At 66.7% G+C, this 15,903-nt stretch carries 15 protein-coding genes; 2 read left to right on the forward strand and 13 right to left on the reverse strand.

Going from position 1 to position 15,903, the window contains the following annotated elements; genetic code table 11:
• Positions 1–44: 44 nt before the first annotated feature.
• The 7 genes from ccoG to PO605_RS09265 all read right to left on the reverse strand — a co-directional run bounded on the left by ccoG (position 45) and on the right by PO605_RS09265 (position 7,398).
• Entirely contained in the window at positions 45–1,499 is a 1,455-nt protein-coding gene (ccoG, locus tag PO605_RS09235) for a cytochrome c oxidase accessory protein CcoG (protein ID WP_016445202.1), read from the reverse strand.
• A gap of 77 nt (positions 1,500–1,576) precedes the next feature.
• Positions 1,577–2,494 carry a cytochrome-c oxidase, cbb3-type subunit III gene (gene ccoP, locus PO605_RS09240; protein WP_016445201.1) on the reverse strand — a complete coding sequence of 306 codons (918 nt, stop codon included), beginning with the start codon at positions 2,492–2,494 and terminating at the stop codon, positions 1,577–1,579.
• Between the two features lie 27 nt (positions 2,495–2,521).
• Positions 2,522–2,659, reverse strand: a complete 138-nt coding sequence (locus PO605_RS09245) for a cbb3-type cytochrome oxidase subunit 3 (protein WP_016445200.1) — start codon at positions 2,657–2,659, stop codon at positions 2,522–2,524.
• 11 nt (positions 2,660–2,670) lie between these two features.
• The gene (ccoO, locus tag PO605_RS09250; protein WP_016445199.1) at positions 2,671–3,303 is read right to left on the reverse strand and encodes a cytochrome-c oxidase, cbb3-type subunit II; all 633 of its coding nucleotides are present in this window, start codon (positions 3,301–3,303) and stop codon (positions 2,671–2,673) included.
• A 19-nt stretch (positions 3,304–3,322) separates the two neighbouring features.
• Positions 3,323–4,759: a cytochrome-c oxidase, cbb3-type subunit I gene (ccoN, locus tag PO605_RS09255; RefSeq protein ID WP_016445198.1), complete on the reverse strand. Its 1,437-nt coding sequence runs from the start codon at positions 4,757–4,759 to the stop codon at positions 3,323–3,325.
• Between the two features lie 63 nt (positions 4,760–4,822).
• Positions 4,823–4,960, reverse strand: coding sequence for a cbb3-type cytochrome oxidase assembly protein CcoS (gene ccoS, locus PO605_RS09260; protein ID WP_013803228.1), 138 nt, complete (start codon positions 4,958–4,960; stop codon positions 4,823–4,825).
• Between the two features lie 2 nt (positions 4,961–4,962).
• Entirely contained in the window at positions 4,963–7,398 is a 2,436-nt protein-coding gene (locus PO605_RS09265) for a heavy metal translocating P-type ATPase (protein WP_047327124.1), read from the reverse strand.
• 116 nt (positions 7,399–7,514) lie between these two features.
• Between PO605_RS09265 and PO605_RS09270 the strand changes: the two genes are divergently transcribed.
• Complete coding sequence (locus tag PO605_RS09270; protein ID WP_016445196.1) at positions 7,515–7,958, forward strand: universal stress protein; 444 nt, start codon at positions 7,515–7,517, stop codon at positions 7,956–7,958.
• Between the two features lie 108 nt (positions 7,959–8,066).
• Here PO605_RS09270 and PO605_RS09275 read toward each other — a convergent pair whose 3' ends face one another.
• The 4 genes from PO605_RS09275 to PO605_RS09290 all read right to left on the reverse strand — a co-directional run bounded on the left by PO605_RS09275 (position 8,067) and on the right by PO605_RS09290 (position 12,800).
• Positions 8,067–9,620: a malonate--CoA ligase gene (locus tag PO605_RS09275; protein WP_016453080.1), complete on the reverse strand. Its 1,554-nt coding sequence runs from the start codon at positions 9,618–9,620 to the stop codon at positions 8,067–8,069.
• A 43-nt stretch (positions 9,621–9,663) separates the two neighbouring features.
• Entirely contained in the window at positions 9,664–10,851 is a 1,188-nt protein-coding gene (locus tag PO605_RS09280; RefSeq protein WP_047469664.1) for a CaiB/BaiF CoA transferase family protein, read from the reverse strand.
• Positions 10,852–10,868: 17 nt separating this feature from the next.
• Entirely contained in the window at positions 10,869–11,837 is a 969-nt protein-coding gene (locus PO605_RS09285; RefSeq protein ID WP_047469660.1) for a Bug family tripartite tricarboxylate transporter substrate binding protein, read from the reverse strand.
• Between the two features lie 213 nt (positions 11,838–12,050).
• A complete protein-coding gene (locus PO605_RS09290) occupies positions 12,051–12,800 on the reverse strand; it encodes an enoyl-CoA hydratase/isomerase family protein (RefSeq protein ID WP_017405751.1) in 750 nt (249 codons plus the stop codon).
• Positions 12,801–12,839: 39 nt separating this feature from the next.
• Here PO605_RS09290 and PO605_RS09295 point away from each other — a divergent pair, with 39 nt between their 5' ends.
• Entirely contained in the window at positions 12,840–13,556 is a 717-nt protein-coding gene (locus PO605_RS09295; protein WP_016453084.1) for a GntR family transcriptional regulator, read from the forward strand.
• A gap of 12 nt (positions 13,557–13,568) precedes the next feature.
• On the opposite strand, the gene PO605_RS09300 is transcribed toward PO605_RS09295, so the two are convergent.
• Together PO605_RS09300 and PO605_RS09305 are read right to left on the reverse strand one after the other, a co-directional pair.
• On the reverse strand, positions 13,569–14,723 hold the full coding sequence (locus PO605_RS09300) for an esterase-like activity of phytase family protein (protein ID WP_272206339.1): 1,155 nt from the start codon (positions 14,721–14,723) through the stop codon (positions 13,569–13,571).
• Positions 14,724–14,850: 127 nt separating this feature from the next.
• A complete protein-coding gene (locus PO605_RS09305; RefSeq protein WP_026062480.1) occupies positions 14,851–15,849 on the reverse strand; it encodes a Bug family tripartite tricarboxylate transporter substrate binding protein in 999 nt (332 codons plus the stop codon).
• Positions 15,850–15,903: the final 54 nt, after the last annotated feature.

Raw genomic sequence — 15,903 nt, forward strand, 5'->3', positions numbered from 1 at the left:
CTTTCAAACAGCCGGCGCAGCCTGGGCGGCGCCGGCCAGACATATCACCGGGGCACCAGGAAGACGGCCTTTTCGGACGCGCGTCCCGCGCCTGAATGCACGGCATCGATATCGAAGAATACGGTGTGCGAGCCCGGCTCGGCGGAACCGTAGGGAATCTGCAGCCGCGCCGCAATGCCGCGCGTCTCGGCCGGGCCGACCTCGACCTCCTGCTCGGACGCCAGCTCCAGCCCGTCGAGGCCATGGGCGCTGATGCGGTAGCGCTGGGCCTGCTCGGTGGCATTCATGATCTGCAGGCGGTAGACATTTTCCAGCTTGCCGCCCGCGACGATGCGCGACAGCGACGCCCGGTCGCGTATCACGTCGACCTTGACCGATTGGCGCAGCGCCAGGCTCACGATCATGGCCATGCTCAGGCCGATCAGCACGGCCGAGTAGACCAGTACGCGCGGACGGAAGATGCGGCGCAGCACCTGGGCCCGCCGCCACAGGCCGGCCATGGCGTTCTGCGTGGTCAGCCGGATGAGGCCGCGCGGATACTCCATCTTGTCCATGATGGAATTGCAGGCGTCTATGCACAGACCGCAGCCTATGCATTCGTACTGCAGGCCGTTGCGGATGTCGATGCCCACGGGGCAGACCTGCACGCACATCTTGCAGTCGATGCAGTCGCCCAGGCCCTGGGCCTTGTAGTCCACCTTCTTGGTGCGCGGCGCGCGCGGCTCGCCCCGGCCCGTGTCGTAGCTGACGATCATGGTGTCGCGGTCGAACATGGCGCTCTGAAAGCGCGCATAGGGGCACATGTACTTGCAGACCTGCTCGCGCATGTAGCCGGCGTTGCCATAGGTGGCGAAGCCGTAGAACAGCACCCAGAAGACCTGCCAGCTGCCCTGCAGCGCCAGCAGCTCGCCGCCCAGCTCGCGGATGGGCACGAAGTAGCCCACGAAGGTGAAGCCGGTCCACAGGGCAATGGCAATCCACAGCAACTGCTTGAGCGACTTCTTCCAGAGCTTTTCAAAGGTCCAGCCGTTCTTGTCCAGGCGCATGCGCGCACTGCGGTCGCCCTCGACCTTGCGCTCCACCCACATGAAGATTTCGGTGTAGACCGTCTGCGGGCAGGAAAAGCCGCACCACAGGCGACCGGCCACGGCCGTGAACAGGAACAGCGCCAGCGCCGAAATGATCAGCAGGCCCGCCAGGTAGATGAAATCCTGCGGGTACAGCACCAGCCCGAACAGGTAAAAGCGCCGCGCACCCAGGTCGAACAGCACCATCTGGCGCTGCCCCCATTCCAGCCAGGGCAGGCCATAGAAAACCAGTTGGGTGAGAAATACCAGAGCCCATCGCCAGCGTGCGAAGACACCGCTGATGGAGCGCGGGTAGACCTTCTTCTCGGACTCGAACATCGACACCAGCTGGCCCGGGTCCGGGTCGGCAGGCGTGATCGGAATGACTTTGCGGGGAGGCTTCCCGGCATCATCCCCGTTCTCGGGCTTCATGGTGGGTTCCTTGGTTTTTTGGAATATCTGAAAACTCAAAAGGCAAAAAGGCGGCGCCGCAGCGCCGCCCCCTGTCCTTATTGACGGACTGCGCCGTCTTTGTGCGACATGCCCCAGACATAGGAGGCAAGCACCGCGATCTGCGCCTCGGTCAGCTTGTCCTTCTGGGCAGGCATCTCGTTGTGCTTGCCGTTGTTGATCATGGCCGTGATGGCGGCCTCGCCCCAGCCGTGCAGCCAGATGTCATCGGTCAGGTTGGGCGCGCCCAGGGCCTGGTTGCCCTTGCCGTCCATGCCATGGCAGGCGGCGCAGGCCGTGAACTTGGACTTGCCCAGCGAAGCCTTGAGCGAGTCGTGCGGGCTGCCCGACAGGCTCAGCACATAGTGCGAGAGGTTGCGCACATCATCGGGCGTGCCGACGGCAGCGGCCATGGGCGGCATGATGCCGATGCGGCCCGCCGTGATGGTTTCCCTGATCTTGTCGGGCGTGCCGCCATGCAGCCAGTCGCCATCGGTCAGGTTGGGGAAGCTCTTGCCGCCGCGTGCATCCGAGCCGTGGCACTGCGCGCAGTTGTTCATGAACAGGCGCTCGCCGATGGCCATGGCCTGGGGGTCCTTGGCCATGTCTTCGGTGCTCATGCTCGTGAACTTGGCGTACAGCGGCTCCAGGTCCGCGCGGGCCTTGGCCATCTCGTTTTCATAGGCGCCCAGCTGCGTCCAGCCCAGCTTGCCCGCGAACGAGCCCAGGCCCGGATAGGCCGCCAGGTAGGCGAAGCCGAACACCGAGGTGATGATGAACAGCCACATCCACCACTTGGGCATGGGGTTGTTCAGCTCGCGCAGGTCCTCGTCCCAGACGTGGCCCGTGGTGTTGTCGGCCGAGGGGACCACCTTCTTGCGTGCGGTGAGATACAGCAGCAGCAGGCAGCCGATGATGCCGCCCAGCGTGATCGCCGTGACATAGATCGACCAGAAGTTGTTTACGAAATCGCTCATGGGAAGTTCTCGTTCTGGTGGAGGGACTCAGTCTTGCTCGAACGGCAGCTGGGCGGCCTCTTCGAAACGGGCCTGGTTGCGGCGGGCGAACGCCCACCACCAGATACCGATGAAGCAGGCCAGAGAGGCCAGCGTGGCCACGATGCGCATGGTGGTGATGTCCATGTCGCTCTCCTTTACTTGACCGAACGGCCCAGCACCTGCAGGTAGGCGATGACGGCGTCCATTTCCGTCTTGCCCTTGACCTGCTCGGCGGCGCCGCTGATTTCCTCGTCGCTGTAGGGCACGCCCACCTTGCGCAGCGCGCTCATGTGCTGGGCGACCACGGTGTCATCCACCTTGTTCTTCTCCAGCCAGGAGTAGGCAGGCATGTTGGACTCGGGCACCACGTCGCGCGGGTTGTTCAGGTGGATGCGGTGCCATTCGTCGCTGTACTTGCCGCCCACGCGGTGCAGGTCGGGACCCGTGCGCTTGGAACCCCACTGGAAGGGGTGGTCGTAGACGAACTCGCCAGCCACCGAGTAGTGGCCGTAGCGCATGGTCTCGGCGCGGAAGGGGCGGATCATCTGCGAGTGGCAGTTGTAGCAGCCCTCGCGCAGATAGACGTCGCGGCCCATCAGCTGCAGCGGCGTGTAGGGCTTGAGGCCCGCCACCGCTTCCGTGGTCGACTTCTGGAAGAACAGCGGAACGATTTCCACCAGGCCGCCGACGGCGACCACCAGCAAGGTCAGCACGATCAGCAGGAAATTGTTGGTTTCCACCTTCTCGTGGGAAAAGCTCTTGGGAGCGCTATGGTTGTGATCGGACATGAGTAATGCTCCTAGACGCTCAGGCGTGGGCCACGACGGCAGGCACGGCCACCTTCACGGAACGGCCGGAGATCGCGGTCTTCCAGGTGTTCCACAGCATGACCAGCATGCCGCCCAGGTACAGCAGGCCACCGGCCACGCGGATCACGTAGAACGGATAGCTGGCCTTGACGCTTTCGACGAAGGTGTAGGTCAGCGTGCCATCGGGATTGACGGCGCGCCACATCAGGCCCTGCATCACACCGGCGATCCACATCGCGGCGATGTACAGCACGATGCCGATGGTGGCCATCCAGAAGTGCAGCTCGATGGCGCCCACCGAGTGCATCTTGGTCTTGCCGAACAGGCGCGGGATCAGGTAGTACAGCGAGCCCATGGTGATCAGGCCCACCCAGCCCAGGGCGCCCGAGTGAACGTGGCCCACGGTCCAGTCCGTGTAGTGCGACAGCGCGTTGACGGTCTTGATGGACATCATCGGACCCTCGAACGTGGACATGCCGTAGAACGACAGCGACACGATCAGGAAGCGCAGGATGGGGTCGTCGCGCAGCTTGTGCCATGCGCCCGACAGCGTCATCACGCCGTTGATCATGCCGCCCCAGCTGGGAGCCAGCAGGATCAGCGAGAACACCATGCCCACGGACTGCGTCCAGTCGGGCAGCGCGGTGTAGTGCAGGTGGTGAGGACCCGCCCACATGTAGGTGAAGATCAGCGCCCAGAAGTGGACGATGGACAGGCGGTAGCTGTAGACCGGACGGCCAGCCTGCTTGGGAATGAAGTAATACATCATGCCCAGGAAGCCTGCGGTCAGGAAGAAGCCCACGGCGTTATGGCCGTACCACCACTGCACCATGGCGTCCTGCACGCCGGCGTAGGCCGAGTAGCTCTTCATCCAGCCGGCCGGAATGGCCGCGCTGTTGACGATGTGCAGCAGCGCCACGGCGATGATGAAGGCGCCGAAGAACCAGTTGGCCACATAGATGTGACGGACCTTGCGGATGCCGATGGTTCCGAAGAACACGATGGCATACGAGACCCAGGTCACGGCGATCAGCAGGTCGATCGGCCACTCCAGCTCGGCGTACTCCTTGCCCTGGGTGTAGCCCAGCGGCAGGCTGATCGCGGCAGCGAGAATGACGATCTGCCAGCCCCAGAAGGTCAGGCTGGCCAGCTTGGGCATGAACAGCCGCGTCTGGCAGGTGCGCTGCACCACGTAGTAGCTGGTTGCGAACAGCGCCGATCCGCCAAAGGCAAAGATCACGGCGTTCGTGTGCAGCGGACGCAGGCGTCCGTAGCTCAGCCATGGAATGCCGAAGTTGAGTTCCGGCCAGGCCAGCTGCGAGGCGATCAACACCCCGACAGCCATGCCCACCACCCCCCAGACGACGGCCATGATAGAGAACTGCCTTACGACGGTATCGTCGTAATAGACAGCGTTGTTATTTGAACTATCCATCGTGCACCCCTTAGATTGCTATCAAAGTGTTACTTTCTTCGCTGTCGGGCGTGTTGACCCACGTCAATCGTCCCGAAGAATGCGTTCGCCCTCTTGTTCCACGCTCTCGAATTGCCCTCGATAGACGGCCCACCACAGGGCCGCGAGGATGGCGAGCACAAGCACCACCGACAGCGGGATCAGTAAATAGAGAATGTCCATAGTCAGAACCTCCCCACCGTTGCGGTGGAGCCCGTCGGCATGGTGACGGACGCTGCGGGCGCAGCAGGCGTGCCCGTGTGATTCGTCAAGGCCAGTGGAAGGCTGCGCGCAAGGCGCGCGGCGTTGAGCACCACCAGCAGCGAACTCAGTGCCATTCCCAGGCCGGCCACCCAGGCAGGCATGAAGCCCGCCAGGGCCAGTGGAATCGACACCGCGTTGTAAGCGGCAGCCCAGGCCATGTTCTGGCGCACCACCTGCAGTGTGCGGCGCGACAACAGACATGCCTGGAGCACCAGTTCCAGGCTGTCGCCCAGAACAACGAAATCTGCGCGCGATTGTGCCAGCGGCACTGCTCTACCAAAAGCAAAAGAGACATGCGCTCCAGCTAAAACTGGGCCGTCGTTGAGGCCGTCGCCCACCATGGCCACATGGTGGCCGGCTGCCTGCGCCTGCTGCAGCCGCTCCAGCTTGTCCTGCGGGCTGCAGCCGCCGTGGGCCTGGGTGATGCCCACGCGCGCCGCCATGGCGCGTGCGGCGTCCTCGCGGTCGCCGGACAGCAGCATCACGGCGATGCCCTGCTTGCCGAGCGCCTGCACGACGGCGGCGGCTTCGGGCCGCACGTCCTCGCTGAGTACAAAGCGCGCCAGCGTATGCCAGCCCTGTTCGGTCTGCTCGGCCAGCAACACGCCCTGCACGGGCTGCTCGCCCGCCACGCCCGCATGCAGGGCAGATCCCAGGCGCAGATGGCGGCGTCCGCCCGGGCCCTGCACCCAGGCGTCCAGGCCCAGGCCTGCCACTTCCTGCATGGTGTCCAGCTTCCAGTGCGTCGCGGCATGGGCGCCAGCCTGCGCGATGGCGCGCGAGGCCGGGTGCATGGACTGGCGCGCCAGCAGCGCCGCCAGCGCCAGCACCTCGTCGGCATCCTCGCCGCGCGCAGGCTCGAACGAGGACAGCGCCAGGCCGTCGCGTGTGAGCGTGCCGGTCTTGTCGAACACCAGGGTGTCCACGGCGGCCAGCGCTTCCAGGCCCTGCAGGTTGCGCACCAGCACGCCGCTGCGCGCCAGCGTGCCGGCGGCCGTGAGCATGGCCACGGGCGTGGCCAGCGACAGCGCGCAGGGGCAGGTGACGATGAGCACGGCCACGGCCACCATCATGGCCTTGCCGGGATCGGTGGGCCACCACCAGATGGCAGCGCCCAGCGCGGCCAGCAGCACCACGACCAGGAAGGGCCGCGCCACCTTGTCGGCCAGCTGGGCCAGGCGCGGCTTTTGCAGCGAGGCGCTTTCCATCAGGCCCACGATCTGGGCAAAGCGCGTGTCGGCCCCCACGCCGTCCACGCGCACATCGACCACGGCGTCCAGGTTGTAGCTGCCGGCCGTGACGCTGTCGCCCTCGGCACGCAGCACGGGCGTGGACTCGCCCGTGAGCAGGGCCTCGTCGGCATGGGTGCGGCCGCGCACGATGGTGCCGTCGGCCGGGAAGGCCTCGCCGCTGAGCACGCGCACCAGGTCGCCGGCACGCAGGCGGCGCGTGGCCACGCGCTCGAAGTGGCCGGCCGCGTTCTCGCGCAGCACGGCATCGGGCAGGCGGTTCATCACGGCTTCCAGCGCGCCGGCCGTGCGGTCGCGCAGCCGCAGCTCCAGCCAGCGGCCGGACAGCAGGAAGAAGACGAACATGGTCAGCGAGTCGTAGAAGACTTCCTCGCCGAAGGGCCCCGAAGGATCGAAGGTGCCCAGCGAGCTGATCACGAAGGTGATCAGCATGCCCAGCGCCACGGGCAGGTCCATGCTCACGCGGCGCTGGCGTATGTCGCGCAGCGCGCTGGAGAAGAAGGGGCCGCAGCAAAACAGCACCACGGGCAGCGAGATGACCCAGGAGGCCCAGCGCAGCAGCGTCTCCATCTCCTGCGACAGGTCGCCGGGGCGGGCCACGTAGGCGGGCCACGCATACATCATCACCTGCATCATGCAAAAGCCGGCCACCAGCCAGCGCCACAGCGCACGGCGGCTTTCGGCCTGGCGGCGCTCGCGCGCAAAGGCATCGCGCGCAGGAAGCGCCTGGTAGCCGGCGCGCCGCACGGCCTCCATCCACTGGGATGGAAGCACCTGCTCGTGGCGCCAGGTGACTCGCGCGCGGCGCGTGGCTGCGCTGACTTCGGCCTTCTCCACCCCGGGCACGGCCCGCAGCGCATCCTCGATGGTCAGCGCGCATGCGGCACAGTGCATGCCCTCCAGAACGACGTGCGAATCCCAGGCAGGGAAATCGGTGGGTTCTTTGGAAGGGTCGGCGGGAGTTGCGGGGCCTGCGGGCCGTCCGAACGAACTCCACTCCTGCGGATCATCCAGCAGTCGGGCCGTGGCCTGCTGCGAGGGCGAGAGACCTGAATCAGGCGCCGCCACCGCCGCCTCGCTGGATGGGGCTGCAATGGTGTGGGGCATGGTTCTTAGCGTAATCGGGGGGCATGATAAGCGTATTGACATTAATCAACCGTTAACTCATGGTTGGGTCTATGCTGACTTCGTCCCACCCATCAGCACACACGAAAGGAGCACGCATGTACAACCGCATCCTGATCGCCACCGACGGTTCCGAGCTTTCCGACAAGGCCGTGGACAGCGGCCTGGGCCTTGCCGCTTTGTGCGGCGCCAGCGTGATCGTCGTCAAGGTGGTCCAGCACTATCCGCGCAGCTACTTCGAAGGCGGCGAAACCGTGGATCTCAAGCAGATCGAACGCATCGAAGGCCAGTGGACGGCCAACGCGCAGACCGTGCTGGATGCCATCCACGCCAAGGGCCAGGCGCTCAAGGTCCACGTGACCACGGAGATCGTCAAGTCCGACCTGGTGGCCGAAAGCGTGATCGACGTGGCCAAGCGCCGCGACTGCGACCTCATCGTCATGGCCTCGCACGGCCGCAAGGGCCTGCAGCGCCTGCTGCTGGGCAGCGAGACGCAGCACGTGCTCACGCACACCCACATTCCCGTGCTGGTACTGCGCTGAAGGGTAGCGGCAGCTTCGGCTTTCGCTGCACAAAAAAAGGCATCGGCGGCGCCGATGCCTTTTGCTTTTTCAATCAGGCCAGGGCGCGACCCGCGCCTTGGCGACCACTCAGGCGAACAACTGCTTGTGCTGGTCGCGCAGGAGATTCTTCTGCACCTTGCCCATGGTGTTGCGCGGCAGCTCCTGCACCACGAAGCAGCGCTTGGGAATCTTGAAATTGGCCAGTTGGCCCTTGAGCGCATCGACCACCGCCTGGGGCTCGAGCGAAGCGCCGGGACGCGGCACCACCACCACCACGCCCACCTCGCCGAAGTCGGGGTGCGGCACGCCGACCAGGGCGCTTTCGGCCACGCCGGGCAGCTCGTTGATGAAGCCTTCGATCTCGGCCGGATAGACGTTGTAGCCGCCCGAGATGATCAGGTCCTTGCTGCGGCCCACGATGCTCACATAGCCCCGCTCGTCGAGCTTGCCCACGTCGCCCGTGCGGAACCAGCCATCGGCCGTGAACTCCTCGGCCGTCTTCTCGGGCATGCGCCAGTAGCCCTTGAACACATTGGGGCCGCGCACCTGGATGTTGCCGATCTCGCCCACAGCCACCGGCTGGCCTGCGTCGTCCACGATGCGCACGCCCACGCCGGGCAGCGCAAAGCCCACGGTGCCGGCGCGGCGCTCGGACTGGCCGCCGTTGCGGCCATCGGCACGGTAGGGGTTGGAGGTCAGCATGATGGTCTCGCTCATGCCGTAGCGCTCCAGGATGACGTGGCCGGTGCGCTCCTGCCAGTCGCGGTGCGTCTCCACCAGCATGGGTGCCGAGCCCGAGATGAACAGCCGCATGTGGGCCGCCGCCTCGCGCGTGAGCCGCGCATCGGCCAGCATGCGCACGTAGAGCGTGGGCACGCCCATGAAGACGGTGGCGTCACGCATGCGCGAGATCACCGTGCCGGGTTCGAACCTGGCCAGCCAGATCATGGGACTGCCGTTGAGCAGCGCACCATGGATGGCCACGAACAGGCCGTGCACATGGAAGATGGGCAGCGCGTGGATAAGCACGTCGCCGTCCTGCCAGCCCCAGTAGTCCTTGAGGGTTTCGGCGTTGGACAGCATGTTGCCGTGCGTGAGCATCGCCCCCTTGCTGCGGCCCGTGGTGCCGCTGGTGTAGAGGATGGCGGCCAGATCGTCCTCGCCGCGCTCCACCACCTCCTGCTCGTCGCCATGGTGGGCGGCGCGCTCCAGCAGCGTGCCGCTGCGGTCGTCGCCCAGGGTGTAGACATGGGCCACGCCCGAGGTGAAGGCGATCTTGGACACCCAGCCGAAATTGGCCGGCGTGCAGACCACGACGGCGGGCTCGGCATTGCCCACGAAGTACTCGATCTCGGCGGCCTGGTAGGCGGTGTTCAGCGGCAGAAAGACATGGCCGCTGCGCAGCGTGGCCAGGTAGAGCATCAGCGCTTCCACCGATTTGTCCACCTGTACGGCAATGCGGCTGGCGGGCGGCAGCTGCAGTGACTGCAGCAGGTTGGCCATGCGCGCGCTGCCACGGTCCAGGTCTGCCCAGCTGTAGAACAGGCTGGCGCCGTCAGCGCCTATGGCCTCTACGGCCCACTTTTGCAGATCCTGGGGAAAGGCGGCGCGCAAGGCAGCGAACAGATTGCGGTTGGTCATGGCTGTGAAGAAGAAGGAAGAATCCGCTGGGGACCGGGAAATCTCAGGCACGTTCATGGATTGGCGAAGGCGGCGCCACGGACAGCTCGCGCAGGATGCGCTCGCGGTCCGCGTCCAGCGCGGGCGGCTGCCTGCGCACCAGGGGCTGGCCGAGCGAGGCCTGCAAGGGATTGCCCGCCACGCGCAGCGTCTGGCCGCTGGGCGTCTGCACCTGGGCCAGCATGCCGCGCTCGCGCACCTGGGGGTGCTCGACGATGTCGGCCACGCTGTTGTACTCCCCCGCCGGGATGCCATTATCAGTGAGCAACCCCAGCCAATGCGCCCTGGGACTGTCCCGCAGGCGCGCCTGCAGCGCGGCCTTGAGCTCGGCCTGGTGCTCGCACCGCTGCGCGTTGCCGGCAAAGCGCGCGTCCTGCGCCAGTTCGGGCAATTGCAGCAGGCCGCAGAGCTTGCGAAACAGCGCATCGCTGCCCACGGCGATGACGAACCAGCCGTCCTGCGCCGCGAACACATCGAAGGGCGCCATGGAGGGATGCCGCGTGCCGATAGGCCCCGGCACGCTGCCCAGCGCGCCCAGGCGGGCCACAGGGTTTTCCAGCAAGGCCACCTGGCAGTCGAGCATGGAGACATCGACGCGCTCGCCCTGCCCCGTGCGCGAGCGGCGCATCAAGGCCGCCTGTGTGCCGATGACCGCGTACAGGCCCGCGCCCAGGTCGCCGATGGACACGCCCACGCGGCAGGGCCCGGCGTCCGGGTGGCCGGTCACGCTCATCATGCCGCTCATGGCCTGCACCACCATGTCGTAGGCAGGAAAGCCGCTGTAGGGTCCCGTCTGGCCAAAGCCCGAGACCGAGGTCATCACCAGCCGGGGATGGCGTGCATGCAGGGTCTCCCAGCCATAGCCGAGCTTGTCCATGGTGCCGGGGCGAAAGTTCTCGACCAGCACATCGGCGCCTTGCAGCAGGCGCTCGAAGACCTCGCGGTCCTGGGGCTGCTTGAGGTCCAGCGCAATCGACTCCTTGTTGCGATTGACCGAGAGGAAATAGGCCGAGCCCCCGTCCACGAACGGCCCGATGCCGCGCGCATCGTCGCCCGTGCCGGGCTGCTCCACCTTGATCACGCGCGCGCCCAGGTCGGCCAGCATCTGCGTGCACATGGGGCCGGCCAGCACGCGCGTGAGGTCGATGACGGTAAGGCCTTGCAGCGGCAGGCCCGTGGCTTGTTCATTCATGGTTTGATCATTCATATTCACTGCAATCCGGCTCCGGAACGCTGGGTCAAGGCCTTGGACTCCTGACCTTCCTTCAAGGCCCAGGTACGGAATTCCTCAAGGGATGCCGAGGGCGCGGCCAGATTGCCCTGCTTGGCCAGCCTGGCCTTCACATCGGGGTCTTCCAGGGCCTTGGTGCTGGCATCGAACAGCTTCCTGGCCACGTCCTCGGGCAGACCCGCCGGGGCGAACAGGCCGAACCAGAAGGTGTAGTCAAAGCCCGGCACGCCAGACTCCTTCATGCCCGGCAGCTCGGGGAACAGCGGCGAGCGCTCGGCCGTGCTCACGGCCAGCATGCGCAGCTTGCCCGCCTGGGCCAGCGGCAGCACGGAGGGCGGCGTGCCGAAGGTCAGGTCCACATCGCCAGCGGCCACGGCCTGTATCGATGGCGCCCCGCCCTTGAACGGCACATGCAGCATGCGCAGACCGCCGCTGGCACCCGCAAACGACAGCGTGGCCAGGTGCGTGATCACGCCTGCGCCCGAGGAGGAATAGCTGAGCTTGTCGGGCTGGCTGCGCGCCAGCGCCACCAGATCGCCCACGCTCTGGCCCGGAAAATCCTTGCGCACGGCCAGCAGCATGGGGGCCGAACTCCAGCGCGTGATGCCCGTGAAATTGCGCGCGCCTTCATAGCGCGCGCTCTTGTAGAGCAGCTGGTCCGAGCCATAGATGTTGGCGCTGCCCAGCAGCAGCGTGTAGCCGTCGGGCGCTGCACGCGCCACATGCTCGGAGGCCAGCGTGGTGCCGGCGCCCGGGCGGTTGTCCACCAGCAGGGGCTGGCCCAGGATCTTGCCGACCTTGTCGGCCACGATGCGCGCCACCGCGTCGGCGCCGCCGCCGGGAGGAAATCCCACGACCAGCGTGACGGGCCGGGCGGGATAGGACTGGGCCATCGCGCCACCGGCCAATCCGGCCAGCAGCAACGACAGTGCAAAACGCTTGAACATGGCTTGTCTCCTGTTTATTGATACCCCCTGAGTCGCTGCGCGCCTTCCCCCTAAAGGGGGGCGTACGGGCAACCGGCGACACCCTCGGTGCGGGGGCGGCGCGGCCGGCTCAGGCCCTTCCTCGGTGTCCCCGGGTTGGGCCGCGCCGGTTCCGTGGGCTGTGGGCGGTAGGCAGCACCACGGGCAATCTGCGTGTATGCGGGAGGATGCGGTTCAGCGCCCCTTGAACTCCGGGCTGCGTTTCTCGCGCCAGGCCCGGCCGCCTTCCTGCAGGTCTTCGGAGGCGATGCTGCGCTGCACCTCGCGCGTGATCTCGGCCACGTCATGGCGGCCGCGCGCAATCAGGTTCAGGTGCTTTTTCATGCCGAACAAAGGGATGGGCGCCATGGCGGCCAGCGTGCCGGTGAGCTGGGCCACGGCCGCGTCGAAGGCGGCGGGTTCGGCCAGATGGGTGAGGAATCCGCAGGCCTTCATCTCCGGGGCCTGGATGCGCTCGCAGGTCAGGAACAGCCGCTTGGCCGTGTCCAGGCCCAGGCGCGAGACATAGCGCTCCAGCCCGCCCGCGTAGAAATGCAGGCCCAGGCGCGCGGCCGGCATGAACATTTCGGCCGCCGTGCTGCCCACGCGAAAGTCGCAGGCCAGGGCCATGTCGGTGGCACCGCCGTAGACGCCGCCGTGGATGGCGGCCACGGTCACGGCGCGGCATTGCTCGATGGCGTCCACCATCTCGCCGAAGCTGCTGCCCTCGGTCTGGCTGCCTTGGATCTCTGATATATCATAGCCACTGCAAAAGTACTTGCCCTCGCTGCGCAGCACCACCACGCGCACATCGTCGCGGCGGTTGATAAGCTCCACATGCGCGACCAGCGTGCCCAGGTCTTCGGGGGCCAGCTTGTTGGCCGCTTCGGGGCGCTGCAGCGTGATGGTGGCCAGGTGATCCTGGATGTCGAGTCTGGGCGTCATATGTATCAGTCAGTCAATCAGATATATTTGAATTAGAAAATGCTTCCAGCCAAGCAGCCATTGGAGAAAACCCCGGCCACGTCCAGCCTGCAGGAGCGTATACGGCAATCGCTGGAAGACGAGCTGCGCTCGGGCGCCATGCAGCCCGGCGATGCCATCGACGAGCCGGCCCTGTGCGAGCGCTTCGGCGCCTCGCGCACGCCCGTGCGCGAGGCGCTGCTGCTGCTGGTGGCCAAGGGGCTGGTGGAGATCGTTCCGCGCTCGGGCATCTATGTGCGGCGGCTGGATGCGCGCGAGCTGGTGGCCATGATGGAAGGCCTGGCCGAGCTGGAAGGCGTGCTGGCCCGGCTGGCCGCCACGCGCATCCATGCGCAGCTGCGCGAGCGGCTGCAGGCGGCGCTGGCGCACACCGCCGCCTGCGCCCAGGCGCAGGATGCCCAAGGCTATGTGCAGGCCAACATGCAGCTGCACGAACTGATATACGAGGCCAGCGGCAACGACTTCATCGTGGAACAGACCCGGCTGCTGCGGCTGCGCATCACGCCCTACCGGGGCCGGATGTTCGAGAAGCCGGGCCGCCTGGCGCGCTCGCAGCAGGAGCACGTGGCCGTGGTGTCTGCGATCTGCGCGGGCCAGGCGGAGGTGGCCGCCGAGGCCATGCGCCAGCACATCTGCGCAGGCGGCAGCGCCTTCACCGACATGGTGCTGGGCGCGCCCGCAAGCGCAGGCTATGAACGCCCGCGCAAGCCGAGATAGCCCGAAGAGGGCTCAGGGCCGCACTTCGAAGGCCAGGAACTGCGTGACCTGGTTGTCCGCGAAGTTGTTGTCGGCCACCAGCACCAGGGTGCGGTTGCCGTTGGCCAGGCGCGGGCCCCAGGAGATGCCTTCGATGTTGTCCAGCTTGACGCCCTGGTAGGTCACGGGCATCTCCAGCAGCAGCTCGCGCTTCATGGGCTTGTAGCTGGCGCCCACCAGGCTCTTGAAGCTGCGCACATCGGTGGTGTCCGGCTCGATGGTGGCGCGCGTCAGGCGGATGGTGTTGCCCACGCCGTCGGCAAAGGCGCGCTCGATGGCGATGAACTCGTGGTTGGAGACGGCCAGCAGCTCGGGCAGGCCGTTGTCCGGCGGAAAGCTGCCGCTGGCGGCCTTGTCCAGCGGAATCTTCGGCAGCTGGTAGACGTACTGCGCGCCGGACTTGCCCGTGGCCGGATCGAGCTTGAGGACGCGGACCACGCTGCCCGCCGCCAGCGTGGTGAGGGGGCCGTCTTCCACCAGCGCATCCTCGTTGGCCGTGAACACGCTGCCGTCGGGCGTGACGGCCAGGGCCTCGAACAGCTTGTTGTTGCGCCCTCCGCTGGTGGTGTTGTCCACGTAGTTGAAGGCCGCAGGCGTCTCGAAGTCGCGCACGAAGCTGCCGTCCACCCTGATCTCGCGCACGAAAGGCTGGAACAGGCTGGCGGGGTCGGTGCTGAAGTTGCCCTCGCTGGACACGTAGAGATTGCCGTTGGGCGCCACGCGGATGCCTTCGGGGTCCACGGTGCGGCGCGTGCCGGGCAGCGGCTGGCCGTCGCGGCCCTTGAGCGTGACCATCTTGCGGATGGTCACGGCCTGGATGGCCTTGTCATCGAACTGAATGCCCAGGTTGTAGAAGCGCGGCGTGCCACGCTCGCCGCCGCGCTCATCGGAGATGGCCCAGTAGCTGCCATCGGGCGCGCGGTCCAGGCCGGAGATGCCGCCGAACTCCACGCCGTCGAACAGTGTCTTGGTCCTGATGCTGTAGTCGCCGATCAGGCGCAGCGAGCCGATGGTCTCGGGGCCGTCGTCGCTGCCGCCGCAGCCTGCCAGGCCCGTGGCCGTGCCGAAAGCCAGGACCAGCGCGAGCAGCACGGATGCGGGCGAGCGGACCTTGTCTGCCTTGTTCATATTCCCTCCCAGGATGGAGCTCAGAAGGGATGGACCGTAGCCAAGGCCCGTGACAGGGTGGTGACATGCACGCGCATGCCGCCGCCCTGTCCCTGCCCTGCCCCCGCCCTGACCGGCCCCTCGTCCGCTACTCCAGCTTGGCGCCCGAGGCCTTGACCACCTGGGCCCAGCGCGCGATCTCGCCATGCACCATGGCCGCGAACTGCTGCTGGTTCATGCCGCCGTAGTCGGCGCCGTTGCGCGCCCAGATGGACTTGATCTCTTCGGCCGAGCCTATGCGCTGCACCTGGTCGATGACCTGGGCCTGCACCGCCTGCGGCGTGCCCTTGGGCGCCCACAGGCCGTACCAGGTGGTGACCGTGTAGTCGGGCAGGCCGGACTCGGCCGCGCAGGGCACGTCCGGGAAGGCGGGGTTGCGCTTGTCGCCAGAGACCATCAGCGCGCGGATGCGTCCGCTCTTGATGTGCTGGGCCGAGGAGCCCAGGCCGTCGAACATCATGTCCACATTGCCGGCGATCAGGTCCTGCAGCGCCGGGCCTGCGCCTCGATAGGGAATGTGGGTGATGAAGGTATTGGTCTGCAGCTTGAACAGCTCTCCGGCCAGATGGTGCGATGTGCCCGCGCCCGCCGAGGCGTAGTTGAGCTTGCCCGGCCGCTTGCGCAGGTCGGCCAGCAGCTCCTGCACGGTCTTGCCCGGCACGTTGCGCGGGTTGACCACCAGCACCTGGGGCACGCTGGCCAGCAGGGCCAGCGCGACGAAGTCGCGCTCCAGGTCATAGTCCAGGCGGGGGTACATGGACGGCGCAATCACATGGTGGGTGCCGCCCATGAAGAAGTTGTAGCCGTCCGGCGCCAGCTTGGCCGCGTAGCTGGCGCCCAGGGTGCCGCCTGCGCCGCCACGGTTGTCGATCACCAGGGTCTTTCCCGCGCTCTTGGCGAACTGGGCCGAGAACGGCCGGGCAAAGGCATCGGTGCCCCCGCCGGCCGGAAACGGCACGACCAGGTTCACGGGTTTGGACGGCCAGTCCGTCGCGGCGCGGGCTGCCATGGGCAGGGCCAGCGCGGCCATCGAGGCCCCGGCCGCGCGCAACACCGCGCGCCGCCCCGTGGGGTGGGAAGCTTGCATGACTTGTCTCCTTGTCGCCTCTTTGAGGCTGTCTTCGTTGTCAGGCGCAGCAAT

It is taken from the genome of Delftia sp. DT-2 (genome assembly GCF_028401915.1).
Taxonomy (GTDB): domain Bacteria; phylum Pseudomonadota; class Gammaproteobacteria; order Burkholderiales; family Burkholderiaceae_C; genus Comamonas; species Comamonas tsuruhatensis.

What these genes read in the sequence shown, in the direction of transcription:
- PO605_RS09305 (WP_026062480.1), bottom strand. Translation starts at nt 15,849, where the DNA reads ATGCAAGCTTCCCACCCCACGGGGCGGCGCGCGGTGTTGCGCGCGGCC.
- ccoG (WP_016445202.1), bottom strand. Translation starts at nt 1,499, where the DNA reads ATGAAGCCCGAGAACGGGGATGATGCCGGGAAGCCTCCCCGCAAAGTC.
- PO605_RS09270 (WP_016445196.1), top strand. Translation starts at nt 7,515, where the DNA reads ATGTACAACCGCATCCTGATCGCCACCGACGGTTCCGAGCTTTCCGAC.
- PO605_RS09280 (WP_047469664.1), bottom strand. Translation starts at nt 10,851, where the DNA reads ATGAATGAACAAGCCACGGGCCTGCCGCTGCAAGGCCTTACCGTCATC.
- PO605_RS09290 (WP_017405751.1), bottom strand. Translation starts at nt 12,800, where the DNA reads ATGACGCCCAGACTCGACATCCAGGATCACCTGGCCACCATCACGCTG.
- ccoP (WP_016445201.1), bottom strand. Translation starts at nt 2,494, where the DNA reads ATGAGCGATTTCGTAAACAACTTCTGGTCGATCTATGTCACGGCGATC.
- ccoS (WP_013803228.1), bottom strand. Translation starts at nt 4,960, where the DNA reads ATGGACATTCTCTATTTACTGATCCCGCTGTCGGTGGTGCTTGTGCTC.
- ccoO (WP_016445199.1), bottom strand. Translation starts at nt 3,303, where the DNA reads ATGTCCGATCACAACCATAGCGCTCCCAAGAGCTTTTCCCACGAGAAG.
- PO605_RS09295 (WP_016453084.1), top strand. Translation starts at nt 12,840, where the DNA reads ATGCTTCCAGCCAAGCAGCCATTGGAGAAAACCCCGGCCACGTCCAGC.
- PO605_RS09285 (WP_047469660.1), bottom strand. Translation starts at nt 11,837, where the DNA reads ATGTTCAAGCGTTTTGCACTGTCGTTGCTGCTGGCCGGATTGGCCGGT.
- PO605_RS09300 (WP_272206339.1), bottom strand. Translation starts at nt 14,723, where the DNA reads ATGAACAAGGCAGACAAGGTCCGCTCGCCCGCATCCGTGCTGCTCGCG.
- PO605_RS09275 (WP_016453080.1), bottom strand. Translation starts at nt 9,620, where the DNA reads ATGACCAACCGCAATCTGTTCGCTGCCTTGCGCGCCGCCTTTCCCCAG.
- ccoN (WP_016445198.1), bottom strand. Translation starts at nt 4,759, where the DNA reads ATGGATAGTTCAAATAACAACGCTGTCTATTACGACGATACCGTCGTA.
- PO605_RS09265 (WP_047327124.1), bottom strand. Translation starts at nt 7,398, where the DNA reads ATGCCCCACACCATTGCAGCCCCATCCAGCGAGGCGGCGGTGGCGGCG.
- PO605_RS09245 (WP_016445200.1), bottom strand. Translation starts at nt 2,659, where the DNA reads ATGGACATCACCACCATGCGCATCGTGGCCACGCTGGCCTCTCTGGCC.